The sequence below is a fragment of the Niveibacterium umoris genome (assembly GCF_014197015.1).
Classification (GTDB): Bacteria; Pseudomonadota; Gammaproteobacteria; order Burkholderiales; family Rhodocyclaceae; genus Niveibacterium; species Niveibacterium umoris.
Window position 1 is genome coordinate 997272 of the sequence record NZ_JACIET010000002.1, and the last position, 14946, is coordinate 1012217.

A 14946-nucleotide genomic window follows, 5' to 3' on the forward strand; every position below is an offset into this window, starting at 1 on the left:
CCATATTTCGTAAACTTCAAGTGAATAGAATGACCGAAGTTGTAACAGGACGTCTCGGCTTTGAAGCAACGCGTGCAACACCTCGAATTAGGTCGGCCGAATGCCGGAGGTGAAATCAGTCACATCCCGTCTTGAGATTTTTCTCGTGCAAGTACTCGGTAAGCCCGCCAGTCTAGGGTATCGTCATTTGCAGTGAAGGCGTTTGCTGCCTATCCTATGCGTCCGTGCGAGGGTAGGAGGTGGGGCCTCTCTCGACAACTCTGAGCAAACTAACGTGGTCATCCCGTTCTTCCGCAAAGGACCTCAGCCGCAGGAACCAGCGCCTGGCGATGCCGCCGCTGCGCGTCCGAAGCCCAAGTCCGACAGCACTTCGACGCTGGATTTCACCCAGGGTGACGCCCGTGCACTCGCGGTCGCCGCGGGGAAGATCCATGTCGACGAGCTGACCGACGCCGACCATCCGGCGGTGGAAGAAGCCGCGATCCTGTTCGCCAATGCCAGCGACGAGGCAGCGGCCGCGGTGCTCGAAGCCGCGCTCGACGAAGGTGCCGCCAGCAACGAGACCTTGTGGCACATGCTCTTCGACCTCTATCGCCTGACCGGCCGTCGTGAGCCCTTCGAAGCGCGTGGTGTCGGCTATGCCGAACAGTTCGGTCGCTCGCCGCCGATCTGGAGCGACGCGGATGCAAGCGCCGAGGCGCCCAAACCCAGTTCGCGCGACGCCACACCGTCGGTGAGCCTGACCGGTACCTTGAGCGCAGCGGCGGGGCCCCAGTTCGAACAGATTTCCAAGATTGCGATCAAGGCCGGCAAGCTGCGGATCGATCTGGGCAAGCTGCGCGGCGCCGACGAGGCAGGTTGTGATGTTCTGGTGCGCGGCTTGCGGAGCTTGCGCCAGGCGCGAGTCCAGGTGTCTCTTCTCAATGCCCGCAACATGCTGCCGATGATCGAAGGGCAGGTGGTGCAGGGGCGGCGCGAAGGCCAGAGTATCTGGCTGATGGTGCTCGAACTCTTGCAGGCGCTGTCTGAAGTCGATCGATTTGAAGAAGTAGCGCTCGATTACGCGATTACGTTCGAAGAGTCGCCGCCTTCCTACGAAGCGCCGGCGGCCGAACCCGGTCCGCGGATGAAGCAGCCGGATGCGGCGACCAGTTCTCCGGGGCTTGAGCTGGTGCCGATCGAAGAAGAAGCGCCTGCTTTCGTGATGGAGGGTGACCTCACCTCCGCGCAGGCCGAAGCCATTCGCAAGCTCGCCAAGTACGGCGCCGACCGCAGCACCGTGGAAGTCGATGCCAGCCGCCTGCGGCGCATGGACTTCGTGACGGCCGGCAACCTCTTCAATGTTCTGGTGCAATTTCAGGCACAGGGCAAGCTGTGCGTTTTCCACAACCTCAATGCGATGGTGGCGGCGCTCTTGCGGGTGATGGGCGTGCATCAGGTCGCCAGCATGGAAGTGCGCGCGCTCTAAGTTAGGAACCGGCGACAGGGCGCTTGCGTTTCGGCACAGCGACCCCACACTGGTAGAACGGGCCGCACCCGACGGCCGCTACCGGAAGAGCCATGGAGCAATATCACGGCACCACCATCCTGTCGGTCCGACGCGCGAACCAGGTCGCGCTGGGTGGCGACGGACAAGTCACCCTCGGCAACGTCGTCATCAAGGGCACCGCACGCAAGGTGCGTCGCCTGTTTCATGGCAAGGTCCTTGCAGGATTTGCCGGCGGCACGGCAGACGCCTTCACCCTTTTCGAGCGCTTCGAAGCCAAGCTGGAAAAGCACCAGGGCCACCTGATGCGCAGCGCCGTCGAGCTTGCCAAGGACTGGCGCACCGACCGCATGCTGCGCCGCCTTGAAGCGATGCTGGTGGTGGCGGACAAGGACCACACGCTGATCATCACCGGCAACGGCGATGTGCTCGAACCCGAACTCGGCATTGGCGCGATCGGCTCAGGCGGCGCATTCGCCCAGTCCGCCGCGCGCGCCTTGTTTGAAAACACCGAATTGCCGGCGGCGGAAGTGGTGAAGAAGTCGCTCGAAATCGCGGGCGACATCTGCATCTACACCAATCACAGTCACACCATCGAAACCCTGGAATGGTGAGTTAAGGGGGTAGCTGGCGGCCAGCTGGAGTGGCCGCGCGCCCCGCTCACCTTCCCAGCCATGCAGGCACGAACATGACCCAGATGACCCCGCCGGAGATCGTCTCCGAACTCGACAAGCATATCGTCGGGCAGACGCGCGCCAAGCGTTCTGTCGCAATTGCCCTGCGCAACCGTTGGCGCCGCGCGCAGGTAGATGAATCCTTGCGCCACGAGATCACGCCCAAGAACATCCTGATGATCGGGCCGACCGGCGTTGGCAAGACCGAGATTGCGCGGCGACTCGCGCGGCTCTCCAACGCCCCCTTCGTCAAGGTGGAGGCCACCAAGTTCACTGAGGTCGGCTATGTCGGCCGCGATGTCGACACCATCATCCGCGATCTCGTCGAAATCGCGGTGAAAGACGCGCGCGAACTGGCGACACGCCGCGTCCGCGCGCGCGCCGAAGATGCCGCAGAAGATCGGGTACTCGACGTGCTGTTACCGCCGGCGCGTCCGGTCGGCTTTGGCACCGAACCCGCGAGCGCCGAGGACAATGCGACACGCCAGAAATTCCGCAAGAAGCTGCGTGAAGGCGAGCTGGACGACAAGGAGATCGAGATCGAGGCATCGGCCCATGGCCCCACCGCCGAGATTTTTGCGCCGCCGGGTATGGAAGAACTCACCCAGCAATTGCAGGGCATGTTCCAGAACCTCGGCAGCCAGCAGAAGAAACTGCGCAAGCTGAAGATCCGCGAGGCGCTGCGTGTGCTGGCGGATGAAGAGGCGGCGCGCATGGTCAACGACGAGGAGGTGAAGCTCGACGCGGTGAAGAACGTCGAGCAGAACGGCATCGTGTTCCTCGACGAGATCGACAAAATCGCCTCGCGCTCGGAGGTGGGTGGCGCCGACGTCTCGCGCCAAGGGGTGCAGCGCGATCTGCTGCCGCTGGTCGAAGGCACGACCGTGACGACCAAGTACGGCATGATCAAGACCGACCACATCCTCTTCATCGCCAGCGGCGCGTTTCACCTTGCCAAACCTTCGGATCTGATCCCTGAACTTCAGGGCCGCTTTCCGATTCGTGTCGAACTCGATTCGCTCTCGGTCGAGGATTTCGTCTGCATCCTGACCCAGACCGACGCCTGCCTGACGCGCCAGTACGAGGCGCTGCTTGCGACCGAGGGGGTCAAGCTCGAATTCGGCGACGAAGGCATTCGACGCCTCGCCGAGATCGCCTTCCAGGTCAATGAAAAGACCGAGAACATCGGTGCGCGTCGGCTCTACACCGTGATGGAGAAATTGCTCGAAGAAATCAGCTTCGATGCAGGTAAGCCGGGTACGGAATCCTTGCGCATCGATCGCGCCTATGTCGATGCGCGCCTCGAGACGCTTGCAGGCAACGAAGATCTCTCGCGCTACGTGCTCTGATCCGCTGGTAGCGCTGGCCGGTGGCGATTGCGGGTGAGCGAGCGCCGCATGGCGCTCCCGAAACGACGCGCCGGTACCCGAGGCCTCCATGGTGTGCGTCCGCAAGCGCATGACGCAGCGTTCGCACACGAATCGTTCGAAGGGGGCGTCGGCCTGCTTGGGCCATCGCGTGCCAAATACGCGCCACGCTGAAGCGTCGCGATGATTGCGTGGCGTGCCACAGGCTTCGGCTGATACGCTCCGCGCTTTGCCGCGCCATTGTTGCGGCGTTGATCAGCAGCGAGTACCCACACATTGAAAGCTCATACACGGCTGCGTGCAGCACTCTGGATTGCGGCCGCGGTGTTCAGCACACACCTGCAAGCAGTCGAAGCGGTGCATCCGCCCGCGGCGGAAGCCGCGCACGCGTTGCACGAACTGGTTGAAACCCACTTCGAACGCACACTCGAACTCGCACCACTGTTTGCCACCGCAATCGGCGATTCGCGCTATGACGATCGCCTTGGCAACCCGGCCTCGACGCTCGAACGGGTGCGTTTTGAAAACCTGCAACGGGAGGCCTTGCGCGCAGCGCGCGCGCTGCCACGCGCGGCCTTGTCGCCGGCCGACCGGCTGACGCTCGACATCTTCATCGAAGACTGCGAACGCACGCTCGCTGCGATGCGCTTCCCGTCGCATCTGATGCCGATCACCCAGTTGAACAGCGTTGCAATCGATCTCGCGGTGCTGGGGTCGGGCGAAGGCCAGCAGCCGCTCGCAACGACCGCGCAACACGAAGCCTGGCTCAAGCGGGCCGCAGAATTCCCGGCCTGGGTCGATGCGGCGATTGCCAACATGCGGCTCGGTGTGGCGCGGGGCGTCACGCTGCCGCGCCGCGCCGCCGAGAAAGTGCTGCCGCAGCTGCGCGTGATCGCCAACACGCCGCTCGACAAGAGCGTCTTTCGCGGCGCGATCGCACGCCTGCCGCAAGATCTGTCGACGCTGGATCGGAACCGCCTCGTTGCGGCCTACGAGAAGCTGATCGGCGACGAGTTGTTGCCGGCCTATCGTCGTCTGGCCGATTACTTCGAACACGAATACCTTCCGCGTTGCCGTGCCAGCGACGGCTGGTCCGGGCTGCCCGATGGTGCCGCCTGGTACCGCGAGCGTATCGGCGCGAATACCGGCCTCGACCTCAGCGCGGAACAGATCCACCGCATCGGGCTCGCCGAGGTGGCGCGGATCCGCGACGAGATGGATCGTGTTCGCCAGGAAGCGGGTTTCGCAGGCGACCTGAAGGCCTTCTTCGCGCATGTGGCGAGCGATCCGCGCTTCTATGCCCGCACGCCGGAAGAGATCGTCGAACGCTTCGTGGCGATCAAGCGTCGTGTCGATCCGCAACTGCCGCAGCTGTTCTCCCGCATGCCGGTTGCGGACTACGAGGTGCGGCCGATTGAGGCGTTTCGCGCGAATGCCGCACCGGGCGCCTTCTACCAAGCACCGTCGGCGGACGGCAAACGGCCGGGCGTGTTCTACATCAACACGCACGATCTGCGTGCGGTGCCGATCTGGGGCATGGAAACACTGTCGCTGCACGAAGCCTCGCCCGGGCACCATTTCCAGATGTCCCTCGCCCAGGAGATCACCGATCTGCCCCGCTTCCGGCGCTTTCGCGACGACAACGCCTACGCCGAAGGCTGGGCGCTGTACGCTGAAACACTGGGTCGCGACCTGGGGCTGTTCAGCGATCCGTATCAGCGCTTTGGCAAGCTCAACGATGAAATGCTGCGCGCGTCGCGTCTGGTCGTGGATACCGGTCTGCATGCGATGGGATGGTCGCGCGAACGCGCGATCGCCTACATGCAGCACAACCAGGTCATGTCCGACGGCGATGCGGTGATCGAGGTCGAACGGTACATGGCCGATCCGGGGCAGGCGCTGGGCTACAAGCTCGGGCAACTGCGGATACTGGCGCTGCGCCGAGCTGCCGAGCAGCGCCTCGGGACAGCCTTCGATGTCCGCGCCTTCCATCGTGAGGTACTGGTCGATGGTGCGCTGCCGATTCCGGTGCTCGAACAGAAGCTGCGCGAGTGGATCGCGCGCACGGCGAATCCCTGACTTTGCATCTTGAGGCCGTCGCCGGGACGGCTCGCAGTCCAGGCGCGCTGGAACCAGGATCAACCGATTAGGCGCGTCAGCATTGCTGGCCTTGAGCGCCTATGGCGCGCGTCGCACGCTGCCGTCTTCGGCGATATCGAGGCCGCCGCTCGCCGGCTTTGCGACGTTCTGGCCGGCGGGCGCCGCCGGTTTCGTCGCCGGCAGGGTCACGATGCGGCTGCGCTCCGGGTCAAGCGCACGTTGATCGTGGTCTTTCGGACAGGGTTGATCGGTGTAGACCACCTGACCGCGCTTGACGCACTTGTGGATGCCGGCCCCGGGCGGCTGGGCGGGCTCCACCTGCACCACGCCGGCCGGATCCGGCAGCGCGGGGATCGGGGGCGTCGCACGCTCGACGGCGGCTTTGAGTTGCGGGCGGGGGTCGCCGTGCATCAGGGCGAAGAGGCCGGTGACGGCGGCTGCGGTCAGCAGGAAGAGGGCGATGAATACGCGCACGTGAAGCGACTCGATGGCGGGAAGCCCAGTCTAGCGCGCGCCTCTTTGCCTGCGGGTGTCGGTTTGCACGAACAGGGGCGATTTGCTTTCAGGCGCCTGGCTCATCGGGCAGGAAGCGCTCGAGCAGCGCGTTGAGGTAGCGCTGGCCCCGTAGCGTCGGAAACAGGCGTTCGTTGTCGACCGCCAGCAGATCGTCGCGCCGCGCGCGCACAAGGGTCGGTTCGATGCTCGACAGCGGCAGCCCGGTGCGCTCGGCGAACAAATTCAGCGGCACCCCATCGGTCAGGCGCAAGGCGTTCATCATGAACTCGAAGGGCAGGTCAGACAGGCCAACTTCGCGTCTTTCCTGCACCGCGTTGCCTGCAGCGACCCCTTCAAGATAGGCGTTCGGATGCTTGTGGCGCATTTCGCGCACGATGCCGGTGTGCGACGACAGCTTGCCGTGGGCGCCAGCGCCGATGCCCAGATAGTCGCCAAACGCCCAGTAGTTGAGGTTGTGGCGGCACTTGTGGCCTGGCTGCGCAAAAGCGGAAGTCTCATAGTGCAGGAAGCCGGCCTCGGCGAGCCGTGCCTCGATCGCCTCCTGCATGTCGGCACCGGTATCGTCGTCCGGCAGATCGGCGGGGGGATTCGCGCCGAAGGCAGTGTTGGGCTCCATCGTCAGGTGGTAGCAGGACAGATGGGGCGGGCTGAAGCTCAGTGCCACCGCTACGTCGGCGAGTGCCTGCTGCGGTGTCTGACCCGGCAAGGCATACATCAGATCGAGGTTGAAGGTATCGAAGTGCTTCGCCGCAAGTTCGGCAGCGCGGCGTGCCTCGCTGCCGCCGTGGATGCGGCCGATGCGCTCCAGAAAGGCATCGTCAAAGCTCTGGATGCCGAGTGAAAGCCGGGTGACGCCCGCCGCGCGGAAATCCGCGAAGTGGCTGGCCTCGACCGTGCCCGGGTTGGCTTCCAGCGTGATCTCGCAGTCCCCGGCCAGCGGCAGGCGCATGCGGATATCGGTGAGCAGCCGTTCGAGCCCGGCCGCCGAGATCAGGCTCGGGGTGCCGCCGCCAATGAAGATGGACTGCACCCGGCGCCCCCATACCTGGGGCAGCGCAGCCTCGAGATCCGCCACCAGCGCGTCGAGGTAGGCCTGCTCAGGGATGCCCCCACGTACCGCATGCGAGTTGAAATCGCAGTAAGGACATTTCTGCACGCACCACGGAAAATGCACGTACAGGGAAAGCGGCGGCGGTGCGCTCAGGCGCGCACTGGCGACCGCCTTCGGACGCGATACCAGCGGGATGACGCGGCGTTCACTCATGCGCCCGTCTCAGCCGGCGCTGCGCTGCAGCCGCTCGAGCAGGTGACGGCAGGCCGCGCCGCGGTGCGACAAGGTGTTCTTCAGCGCGGGCTCCAGTTCCGCCGCGGTCTGTTCCAGATCCGGCAGCAGGAACAGCGGGTCGTAACCGAAACCGCCTTCGCCGCGCGGCGTATCGATGATCTCGCCGTGCCACTCGCCCTCGGCAATCAGCGGTTGCGGGTCGTCGGCGCTGCGTACCAGCACCAGCACGCAGACATAGTGGGCGCGGCGGTCGGCCTTTCCTGCCAGCTTTTCGAGCAGCAGCGCGTTATTGCGCGCGTCCGACTTCGGTTCGCCGGCAAAGCGTGCTGATTGCACGCCGGGAGCGCCGCCGAGTGCTGCCACGCAGAGTCCCGAGTCGTCGGCGAGTGCGGGCAGGCCGGTGAGTCGCGCGGCGTGGCGCGCCTTTTCGATCGCGTTCTCGACGAAGGTGCAGTGGGGCTCTTCGGCTTCCGGCACCTTGAAGCGCGATTGCGGCAGGACTTCGATGCCGAGCGGTGCGAGCAGCGCGGCGAATTCGCGCAGCTTGCCGGCGTTGTTGGATGCGAGGACGAGTTGTTTCATCGTGGAGCACTCACGGAATGGGTTGCTTCAGTTAGCGTCGACGCGCGCGGATCGCGAATCACCGCGCGTGAGCCGGGGTCGTATGGCGGGGTCGACACTGCGCCGCCAAACAGGCGTGCGCGGTGACAGCAGACACAAGTCAGCCGGCGAGTGCCCGCTTCTGTGCTTCGACCAGCTGCGCGATGGCGCGTTCCGCCAGGGCCAGCAGCGCGTCCAGTTCGGCACGCGAGAAGGGGGCACCTTCGGCGGTGCCCTGCACCTCGACGATGCCGCCAGAGGCCGTCATCACGACATTCATGTCGGTGTCGCAGCTGGAGTCTTCGGCGTAGTCGAGGTCGGCGACCGGGCGGCCATCGACGATGCCGACCGAAATCGCCGCCACCAGTTCGCGCATCGGGTTGGCGGGCAATTTGCCGGCGACCACCAGCTTGTCGAGCGCCTCATGCAGCGCCACGCAGGCGCCGGTGATCGCGGCGGTGCGGGTACCGCCGTCGGCTTGCAGCACGTCGCAGTCGAGCGTGATCTGACGCTCGCCGAGCGCCTTGAGGTCGACCACCGCGCGCAGGCTGCGTCCGATCAGGCGCTGGATCTCCTGGGTGCGACCGCTCTGCTTGCCCTTGGCGGCTTCACGGGCGCTGCGGGTATGCGTCGAGCGCGGCAGCATGCCGTATTCGGCGGTGACCCAGCCTTCGCCCTTGCCGCGCAGGAAAGGCGGCACCGACTCCTCGACGCTGGCGGTGCACAGCACCCGTGTGTCGCCGAATTCCACCAGCACCGAGCCTTCGGCGTGGCGCGTGAAACCACGGGTGATGCGCACTTCGCGCAGGGCGTCGGCGGCGCGGCCGCTCGGTCGGGTGCTCGTCATTTGGTGTACTTCCGGATCGCAGAGTTGATTTCGGCGATCGCGCGTTCGATGTCGTCGTCGCTCAATTCGCTGTTGGCGGGTGCCGTCTGGCCGGCGGCGAAGCCTTCCATCTTGGTCGTGAAGCTGTCCATCGGCATCGTCATCGTCGAGATCGTTGTTGGCGGCGATTCCGAGAAGTCGTCGTGCCAGGTCATGCCGACAATCGACAGGTTGTCGGCGGTCGGGCCGGCCAGCATCTCGGCACGGCTCATCAGTTTGGGCAGCGATTCGAGGATGTTGCGGGTGTCGACTTCGGCGATGGCCTCTTCGGCGCCGACCGGGCCCCATACGCCGTCCGAGCACAGCAGCAGGGTATCGCCGGCATACAGCGGCGTGCGGCGCGAGAATTCGATCTGCGGCGAATGCGTGCCGCCGAGGCAGCTGAAAATACGGTTGCGGAAGGGGTGGGTGGCCTGCTCGCCTTCCTTGATCAGGCCTTGCTCGACCATCACCTGCACCCGCGAGTGGTCGCGCGTGTGGAAAGCAACGCGGCCGTCGCGCAGCAGATAGAGCCGCGAGTCGCCGGCGTGCGCCCAGTGCGCGAGGCTGTTCTGTACCACGCAGGCGACGATGGTCGTGCGCGGCGGGTCGGGCAGGTTCTTGTCGAAGGCGTAGTCGAGAATCGCGTGGTGGGCGTTGGTCAGCGCACGCGAGAGGAAGAGCATCTCGTCCTGCAGCTGGCCGCGCGCCTCACGCTGGAAGCTCTCGGTGATGTACTGCACCGCGATCTGTGCTGCGATCTCGCCGTGCAGGTGGCCGCCCATGCCGTCGGCGACGACCATCAGCAACGCGTCGCGCGAGTAGCAGTAGGCAATCCGGTCCTGGTTGGAGCGGCGCTTGCCCGGCCGGCTTTCCTGATAGATGGTGAATTTCATGAGCGCGAGATGAGTGACCGCAATTTGAGTCCGATCGAGCCGATCCAGTTGGCTTCGACCGGGTCTCCCGGACTGGGCTGCCGTACCCGCCGCGCCAGTGCCTTCTGCAGGGCATAGACGCTTTGCGGGCGTTCCAGCGGATCGAGTTTGAGGCACCAGTCGATGGTGTCAAGGAGTTGGGCTGAGTATTGCTGCGACCAGCGCTTGCGCGCGGCGTCGAGCTGGTCTTTCTTGATGCGTTCGTCGGATCGCTGCGGGGGCGCGCCCGACAGGCAGGCGTACATGCTGGCGCCGACGGAATAAATGTCGCTCCACGGCCCCAGATGCTCACGGTCGCGGAACTGCTCCGGCGCGCAGTAGCCGGGTGTGTACATCGGCTTGAGCATCGGTGCGTCGTTGAACAGCGTCTGCCGCGCCGCGCCGAAATCGAGCAGCACCGGCGTGCCGTCGTTGCGCAGGTAGATGTTCGAGGGCTTGATATCGAGGTGCAGCAGCTTGTTCGCATGCACTTCGCGCAGGCCGTTGAGCAGGCGGGTGAACACGCCGCGGATGAACTTCTCGCGGATGTCGCCCTTGTTCTTGTTGATGAAGTCCTGCAGCGTGCGGCCGCGCTCGAAGGCCATCACCATGTACACCGTGCCGTTGGCGCGGAAGAAGTTCAGCACGCGCACCAGGTTCGGGTGGTTGAGGCTCGCCAGCGCACGGCCTTCCTCGAAAAAGCACTTCATGCCGTAGCGGAAGGCGGCCTGATGGTCGTCCGGCACGCGCGGCTCGATCTCGCCTTCCTTGCGCAGCGCGAGTGAATTCGGCAGGTATTCCTTGATCACGACGGGGATTTCGTCGGGGTCGGTCGCCAGATAGACGATCGAAAAACCACCGAGGCTGAGCTGCTGCTCGATGCGGTACTGCTCCAACTGAAAGCCGGAAGGCAACGGGCAGTTTGCTTGAGCGGGCATCGGGGCGCACGTATGATTCGGCGAAAGGGCCTTGATTTTCAGCTTTTTATCCCCCCCCTGCAATTCGGCTGCGTGAATTTGTCATTTTTGCAGTCGTCAGACCGGAAGCTTCCGATGATTCATTCCATGACCGGTTACGCGGTCTGTGCCCGGGAAGCCGGGCGCGCGCGGCTCAATCTTGAACTCAAGAGCGTGAATTCACGCTTCCTCGACCTCGGCTTCCGCATGGCCGAAGAGCTGCGGCTGGCCGAGCCGGCGTTGCGCGAGGCGATCACGGCGCGGCTGTCGCGTGGCAAGGTCGAGTGCCGTTTGTACTGGCAGGCCAATGCGGCCGTCCCGGCCGAGATCACGCTCAACCCTGCCCTGATCGACCAGCTGACGACGGCGCAAGCCTTGATTCGCGATCGATTCAGCGATGCCGCGCCCTTGTCGGTGGGCGAAATCCTGCGCTGGCCGGGCATGCTCGGCGAGAGCGGGCCGGACTTCGACAGCTTGCTCGCCTCGGCGGGCGAACTCGTCAAGCAGGCGCTCGATGATCTGGTCGCATCACGTGCGCGCGAAGGCGAAAAGCTCGCGGCGATGATTCTCGAGCGGGTCCAGGCGATCCGTGCGCTGGTCGCCAAGGCCGAACCCATCCTGCCCGCCGCGGTGGCCGAGTACCAGGAAAAGCTGACGACACGCCTGCGCGAAGCCGTCGCGACGCTGGACGAAGACCGCATCCGCCAGGAGGTGAGCCTGTTCGCCCAGCGCGCCGACGTGGTCGAAGAGTTTTCGCGCCTGCGGGCCCACTGTGACGAGGTCGAGCGTGTGCTGAAGGTCGGCGGCCAAGCCGGCAAGCGTCTCGATTTCCTGATGCAGGAGCTCAACCGCGAGGCCAACACAATGGCATCCAAGGCCGTGTCCGGCGCGCTCTCAAGCATCGCGCTGGAAATGAAACTGCTGATCGAGCAGATGCGCGAACAGGTCCAGAACATCGAGTAATCCCATGCCAGGACAGCTTTATATCGTTTCAGCGCCGTCGGGCGCCGGCAAGACCACCCTGGTGCGTGGGCTCCTTGAACAGGACGCCGGCATCCGGCTGTCGGTGTCGCACACCACGCGGGCGCCGCGTCCGGGTGAAGTTGATGGCCAGCACTACCATTTCACCGATCGCGCCGCCTTCGAGGCGCTACGGGCGGGCGGAGGCTTCCTCGAATCCGCCGAGGTGCATGGCAACCTGTACGGTACTTCGCGCGCGTGGATCGAAGCGCAGATGGCGACCGGCATGGACATCCTGCTCGAAATCGACTGGCAGGGCGCGCGCCAGGTGCGGCTGGCGTTTCCGCAGGCGGTCGGCATCTTCATCCTGCCGCCGTCGCTGGAGGAACTCGAACGGCGTTTGCGGGGTCGCAATTCGGACAGCGACGCGGTGATCGCGCGTCGCCTCGAAGCAGCGCGGGGCGAGATGGAGCACGTGGACGAATTCCATTACTGTATTATCAACAAGGACTTAGCAGAGGCTCACGCCGACCTGCTGGCAATCGTGCGTTCATGCCGGGTGCGCTTGAACGTGCAGAAAGCCCGCCATCCGGAGGCCTTTGCATTTCTTCAGTCGAACGATTGAAACGGGGAACGACGCATGAATGCTGATGGCATGAAGCGATGTTCGTCTCTCGCAGGGTGTGCGACGGCGGAATCGTGCTTGCGCCGTCAGCGCGAGGGGTGAGCATGGAAGCCGCGGCTCCCCAGGTTCCTGTCGCGTTGGTGCCTCTGAACGATGCGCCGCGTGCGCTCGGCGACGGCGATCCGCTCGACGGCGTCGATCTGTCGATCCTGCGTTCCCGAACGGCCACTTATCTGAAAGAAGAGGATCGCGAGCGGCTTGAACGCGCCGCCCTCTTTGCCGCCGAAGCCCACCTTGGGCAATTCCGCAGCAGCGGCGAACCCTATGTTTCGCACCCGGTGGCAGTGGCCGAGATCCTCGCCGAATGGCACCTCGATGCACAGGCGCTGATCGCCGCATTGCTGCACGATGTGATGGAAGACACCGACATCACCAAGCAGGCCATCGCCGACGCCTTCGGCAAGGTCTCGGCCGAACTGGTGGACGGGGTCTCCAAGCTCGACAAGATCGAAGCGCGTACCCACGAAGAGGCGCAGGCGGAAAACTTCCGCAAGATGTTCCTCGCGATGGCGCGCGACGTGCGGGTGATCCTGATCAAGCTCGCCGATCGCCTGCACAACATGCGTACGCTGGACGCGGTGCGGCCTGAAAAGCAGCGGCGCGTGGCGCGCGAAACGCTGGAACTGTACGCACCGATCGCCAATCGCCTAGGGCTCAACAACCTGTACCGGGAATTGCAGGAACTCGCTTTCCGCTACCTCTTCCCGATGCGCTACCGGGTGTTGTCCAAGGCGGTTCGGGCGGCGCGCGGCAATCGGCGCGAGATCGTCGGCAAGCTGCTCGGCGCGATCCAGGAACGCCTGCCGATGTGGCAGATCGACGCCGAAGTCTGGGGCCGTGAAAAGCACGTCTATGGCATCTACCGCAAGATGGTGGACAAGCACCTGACCTTCTCGCAGGTGCTCGACATTTACGGCTTCCGTATCGTGGTGAAGGACATCCCGACCTGCTACCTGACGATCGGCGCATTGCATGAGCTGTACAAGCCGGTACCGGGCAAGTTCAAGGATTACATTGCGATCCCGAAGGCGAACGGCTACCAGTCGCTGCATACCACGCTGTTCGGCCCCTATGGCACGCCGATCGAGGTGCAGGTCCGCACGCACGAGATGAACCAGGTCGCCGACAGCGGTGTCGCGTCGCACTGGCTCTACAAGGAATCCGAAGGTCCGCTGTCGGACATCCAGCAGCGCACGCACAACTGGCTGCAGTCCTTGATCGAACTGCAGTCCACATCGGGCGACTCGACCGAATTCCTTGAACACGTGAAGATCGATCTCTTCCCCGGCGAGGTCTTCGTGTTCAGCCCCAAGGGCAAGATCTTCAATCTGCCGCGTGGCGCCACGGTGGTGGATTTCGCGTACGCGGTGCACACCGACATCGGCAATCGCTGTGTCGCCTGCCGCATCAACGGCGATTTGATGCCGCTACGCACCGAGCTGAAGAATGGCGATCAGGTCGAGGTGGTGACCGCCTCGCACGCGAGCCCAAACCCGGCCTGGCTGTCGTATGTGCGATCCGGCAAGGCGCGCGCGCAGATCCGCCACTTCCTCAAGACCGCGCAGCAGGACGAGTCGGTCGCGCTCGGCGAGCGGCTGCTGGCGCAGGCGCTGCGCGCGCACGGGCTGACCCCGGCGGCGCTCAACAAGCTGGTGTGGGATCGCTTCCTGCGCGATGCCGGCGCGCGCGAACGCAACGAGATCTACACCGACATCGGGCTGGGCAAACGCTTGCCGGCGGTGGTGGCCAAGCGACTCGCAAACGCAGTCGAGTCGGTGGGTGTCGAAGGTGTCGAAGGGCAGCCGATCCGGCCGAAACCTGCCGGCGCGATCCTGATCCGCGGCAGCGAGGGCATGGCGGTGCAGCTCGCCCGCTGCTGCCGGCCGATTCCCGGTGACCCGATCGTCGGCCTCTTGCGCAAGGGGCAGGGCATGGAAGTGCACCTCAACGACTGCCCCAACCTTTCGCGCAATCGTGCCGATCGCGAACGCTGGGTCGATGTCGAGTGGGAATCGGAGACCGAGCGCCTGTTCGATGTGCAGATCCGCGTCATCACCGAGAACCGGCGCGGCGTGCTGGCGAAGATCGCGGCCGCGATCGCGGAAGAACATTCGAACATCCAGCATGTGAGCATGGATGGCGAGGGCGCGGTGCATCACCAGATCTACTTTACCTTGCAGGTGGGCGACCGCCTGCATCTGGCGCGCCTGATGCGCGCCGTGCGCCGCATTCCCGAAGTCGTGCGTATCGCCCGCCTCAAGGCTTCCGAAGCACGGCCGGGCTGAGCGGCCTGCTAGAATCCCGGATCGAGGAGGAATCACGATGGCGATGTACGAATCCGAGCACACCAAATTCATGCGCGAGTGGATGGAAAAGCATCCCGAAGAGCGCGAAGAGCAGCGCAAGGGCCGCGCGCTGTGGTGGGACAAGCCGCAGGATCTGGAAACCCTGCGCCGCAATGCCGAATCCAAGGTCGCGCAGAAACCCTACCCGTATCAGAACGAAGTCTGATTCCCCAAGCCTCTCTGCGGAGAGGCT

14 protein-coding genes are annotated in these 14946 nt (G+C 64.6%); 8 read left to right on the top strand and 6 right to left on the bottom strand.

Annotation, left to right across the window (positions count from 1 at the left end; translation table 11 throughout):
* Nucleotides 1-274 precede the first annotated feature (274 nt).
* The 4 genes from GGR36_RS16545 (at nt 275) to GGR36_RS16560 (ending at nt 5606) form a co-directional block, all read left to right on the top strand.
* The gene (locus GGR36_RS16545; RefSeq protein WP_183635889.1) at nt 275-1468 is read left to right on the top strand and encodes an STAS domain-containing protein; all 1194 of its coding nucleotides are present in this window, start codon (nt 275-277) and stop codon (nt 1466-1468) included.
* Nucleotides 1469-1560: 92 nt separating this feature from the next.
* Nucleotides 1561-2100 (top strand): ATP-dependent protease subunit HslV, encoded by a 540-nt coding sequence (gene hslV / locus GGR36_RS16550; protein WP_183635890.1) that lies wholly within the window; start codon nt 1561-1563, stop codon nt 2098-2100.
* A 74-nt stretch (nt 2101-2174) separates the two neighbouring features.
* Nucleotides 2175-3509: an ATP-dependent protease ATPase subunit HslU gene (gene hslU / locus GGR36_RS16555; RefSeq protein WP_183635891.1), complete on the top strand. Its 1335-nt coding sequence runs from the start codon at nt 2175-2177 to the stop codon at nt 3507-3509.
* A gap of 342 nt (nt 3510-3851) precedes the next feature.
* On the top strand, nt 3852-5606 hold the full coding sequence (locus tag GGR36_RS16560) for a DUF885 domain-containing protein (RefSeq protein WP_221229595.1): 1755 nt from the start codon (nt 3852-3854) through the stop codon (nt 5604-5606).
* Nucleotides 5607-5705: 99 nt separating this feature from the next.
* On the opposite strand, the gene GGR36_RS16565 is transcribed toward GGR36_RS16560, so the two are convergent.
* The 6 genes from GGR36_RS16565 to GGR36_RS16590 all read right to left on the bottom strand — a co-directional run bounded on the left by GGR36_RS16565 (nt 5706) and on the right by GGR36_RS16590 (nt 10745).
* Complete coding sequence (locus GGR36_RS16565) at nt 5706-6101, bottom strand: hypothetical protein (protein WP_183635893.1); 396 nt, start codon at nt 6099-6101, stop codon at nt 5706-5708.
* Between the two features lie 88 nt (nt 6102-6189).
* Entirely contained in the window at nt 6190-7407 is a 1218-nt protein-coding gene (hemW, locus tag GGR36_RS16570; RefSeq protein WP_183635894.1) for a radical SAM family heme chaperone HemW, read from the bottom strand.
* Nucleotides 7408-7416: 9 nt separating this feature from the next.
* Entirely contained in the window at nt 7417-8010 is a 594-nt protein-coding gene (rdgB, locus tag GGR36_RS16575; protein ID WP_183635895.1) for an RdgB/HAM1 family non-canonical purine NTP pyrophosphatase, read from the bottom strand.
* A gap of 139 nt (nt 8011-8149) precedes the next feature.
* Complete coding sequence (gene rph, locus GGR36_RS16580) at nt 8150-8875, bottom strand: ribonuclease PH (protein WP_183635896.1); 726 nt, start codon at nt 8873-8875, stop codon at nt 8150-8152.
* On the bottom strand, nt 8872-9789 hold the full coding sequence (locus GGR36_RS16585) for a PP2C family protein-serine/threonine phosphatase (protein WP_183635897.1): 918 nt from the start codon (nt 9787-9789) through the stop codon (nt 8872-8874). Before GGR36_RS16585 ends, rph begins: the two co-directional genes overlap by 4 nt.
* Complete coding sequence (locus GGR36_RS16590; RefSeq protein WP_183635898.1) at nt 9786-10745, bottom strand: serine/threonine protein kinase; 960 nt, start codon at nt 10743-10745, stop codon at nt 9786-9788. Before GGR36_RS16590 ends, GGR36_RS16585 begins: the two co-directional genes overlap by 4 nt.
* 114 nt (nt 10746-10859) lie before the next feature.
* Here GGR36_RS16590 and GGR36_RS16595 point away from each other — a divergent pair, with 114 nt between their 5' ends.
* The 4 genes from GGR36_RS16595 (at nt 10860) to GGR36_RS16610 (ending at nt 14919) form a co-directional block, all read left to right on the top strand.
* Nucleotides 10860-11726: a YicC/YloC family endoribonuclease gene (locus GGR36_RS16595; protein ID WP_183635899.1), complete on the top strand. Its 867-nt coding sequence runs from the start codon at nt 10860-10862 to the stop codon at nt 11724-11726.
* Nucleotides 11727-11730: 4 nt separating this feature from the next.
* Complete coding sequence (gmk, locus tag GGR36_RS16600) at nt 11731-12348, top strand: guanylate kinase (protein ID WP_183635900.1); 618 nt, start codon at nt 11731-11733, stop codon at nt 12346-12348.
* A 104-nt stretch (nt 12349-12452) separates the two neighbouring features.
* A complete protein-coding gene (locus tag GGR36_RS16605; protein WP_183635901.1) occupies nt 12453-14693 on the top strand; it encodes a RelA/SpoT family protein in 2241 nt (746 codons plus the stop codon).
* A 37-nt stretch (nt 14694-14730) separates the two neighbouring features.
* Nucleotides 14731-14919 carry a DUF3460 family protein gene (locus tag GGR36_RS16610; protein WP_183635902.1) on the top strand — a complete coding sequence of 63 codons (189 nt, stop codon included), beginning with the start codon at nt 14731-14733 and terminating at the stop codon, nt 14917-14919.
* The last annotated feature ends 27 nt before the right edge of the window (nt 14920-14946 follow it).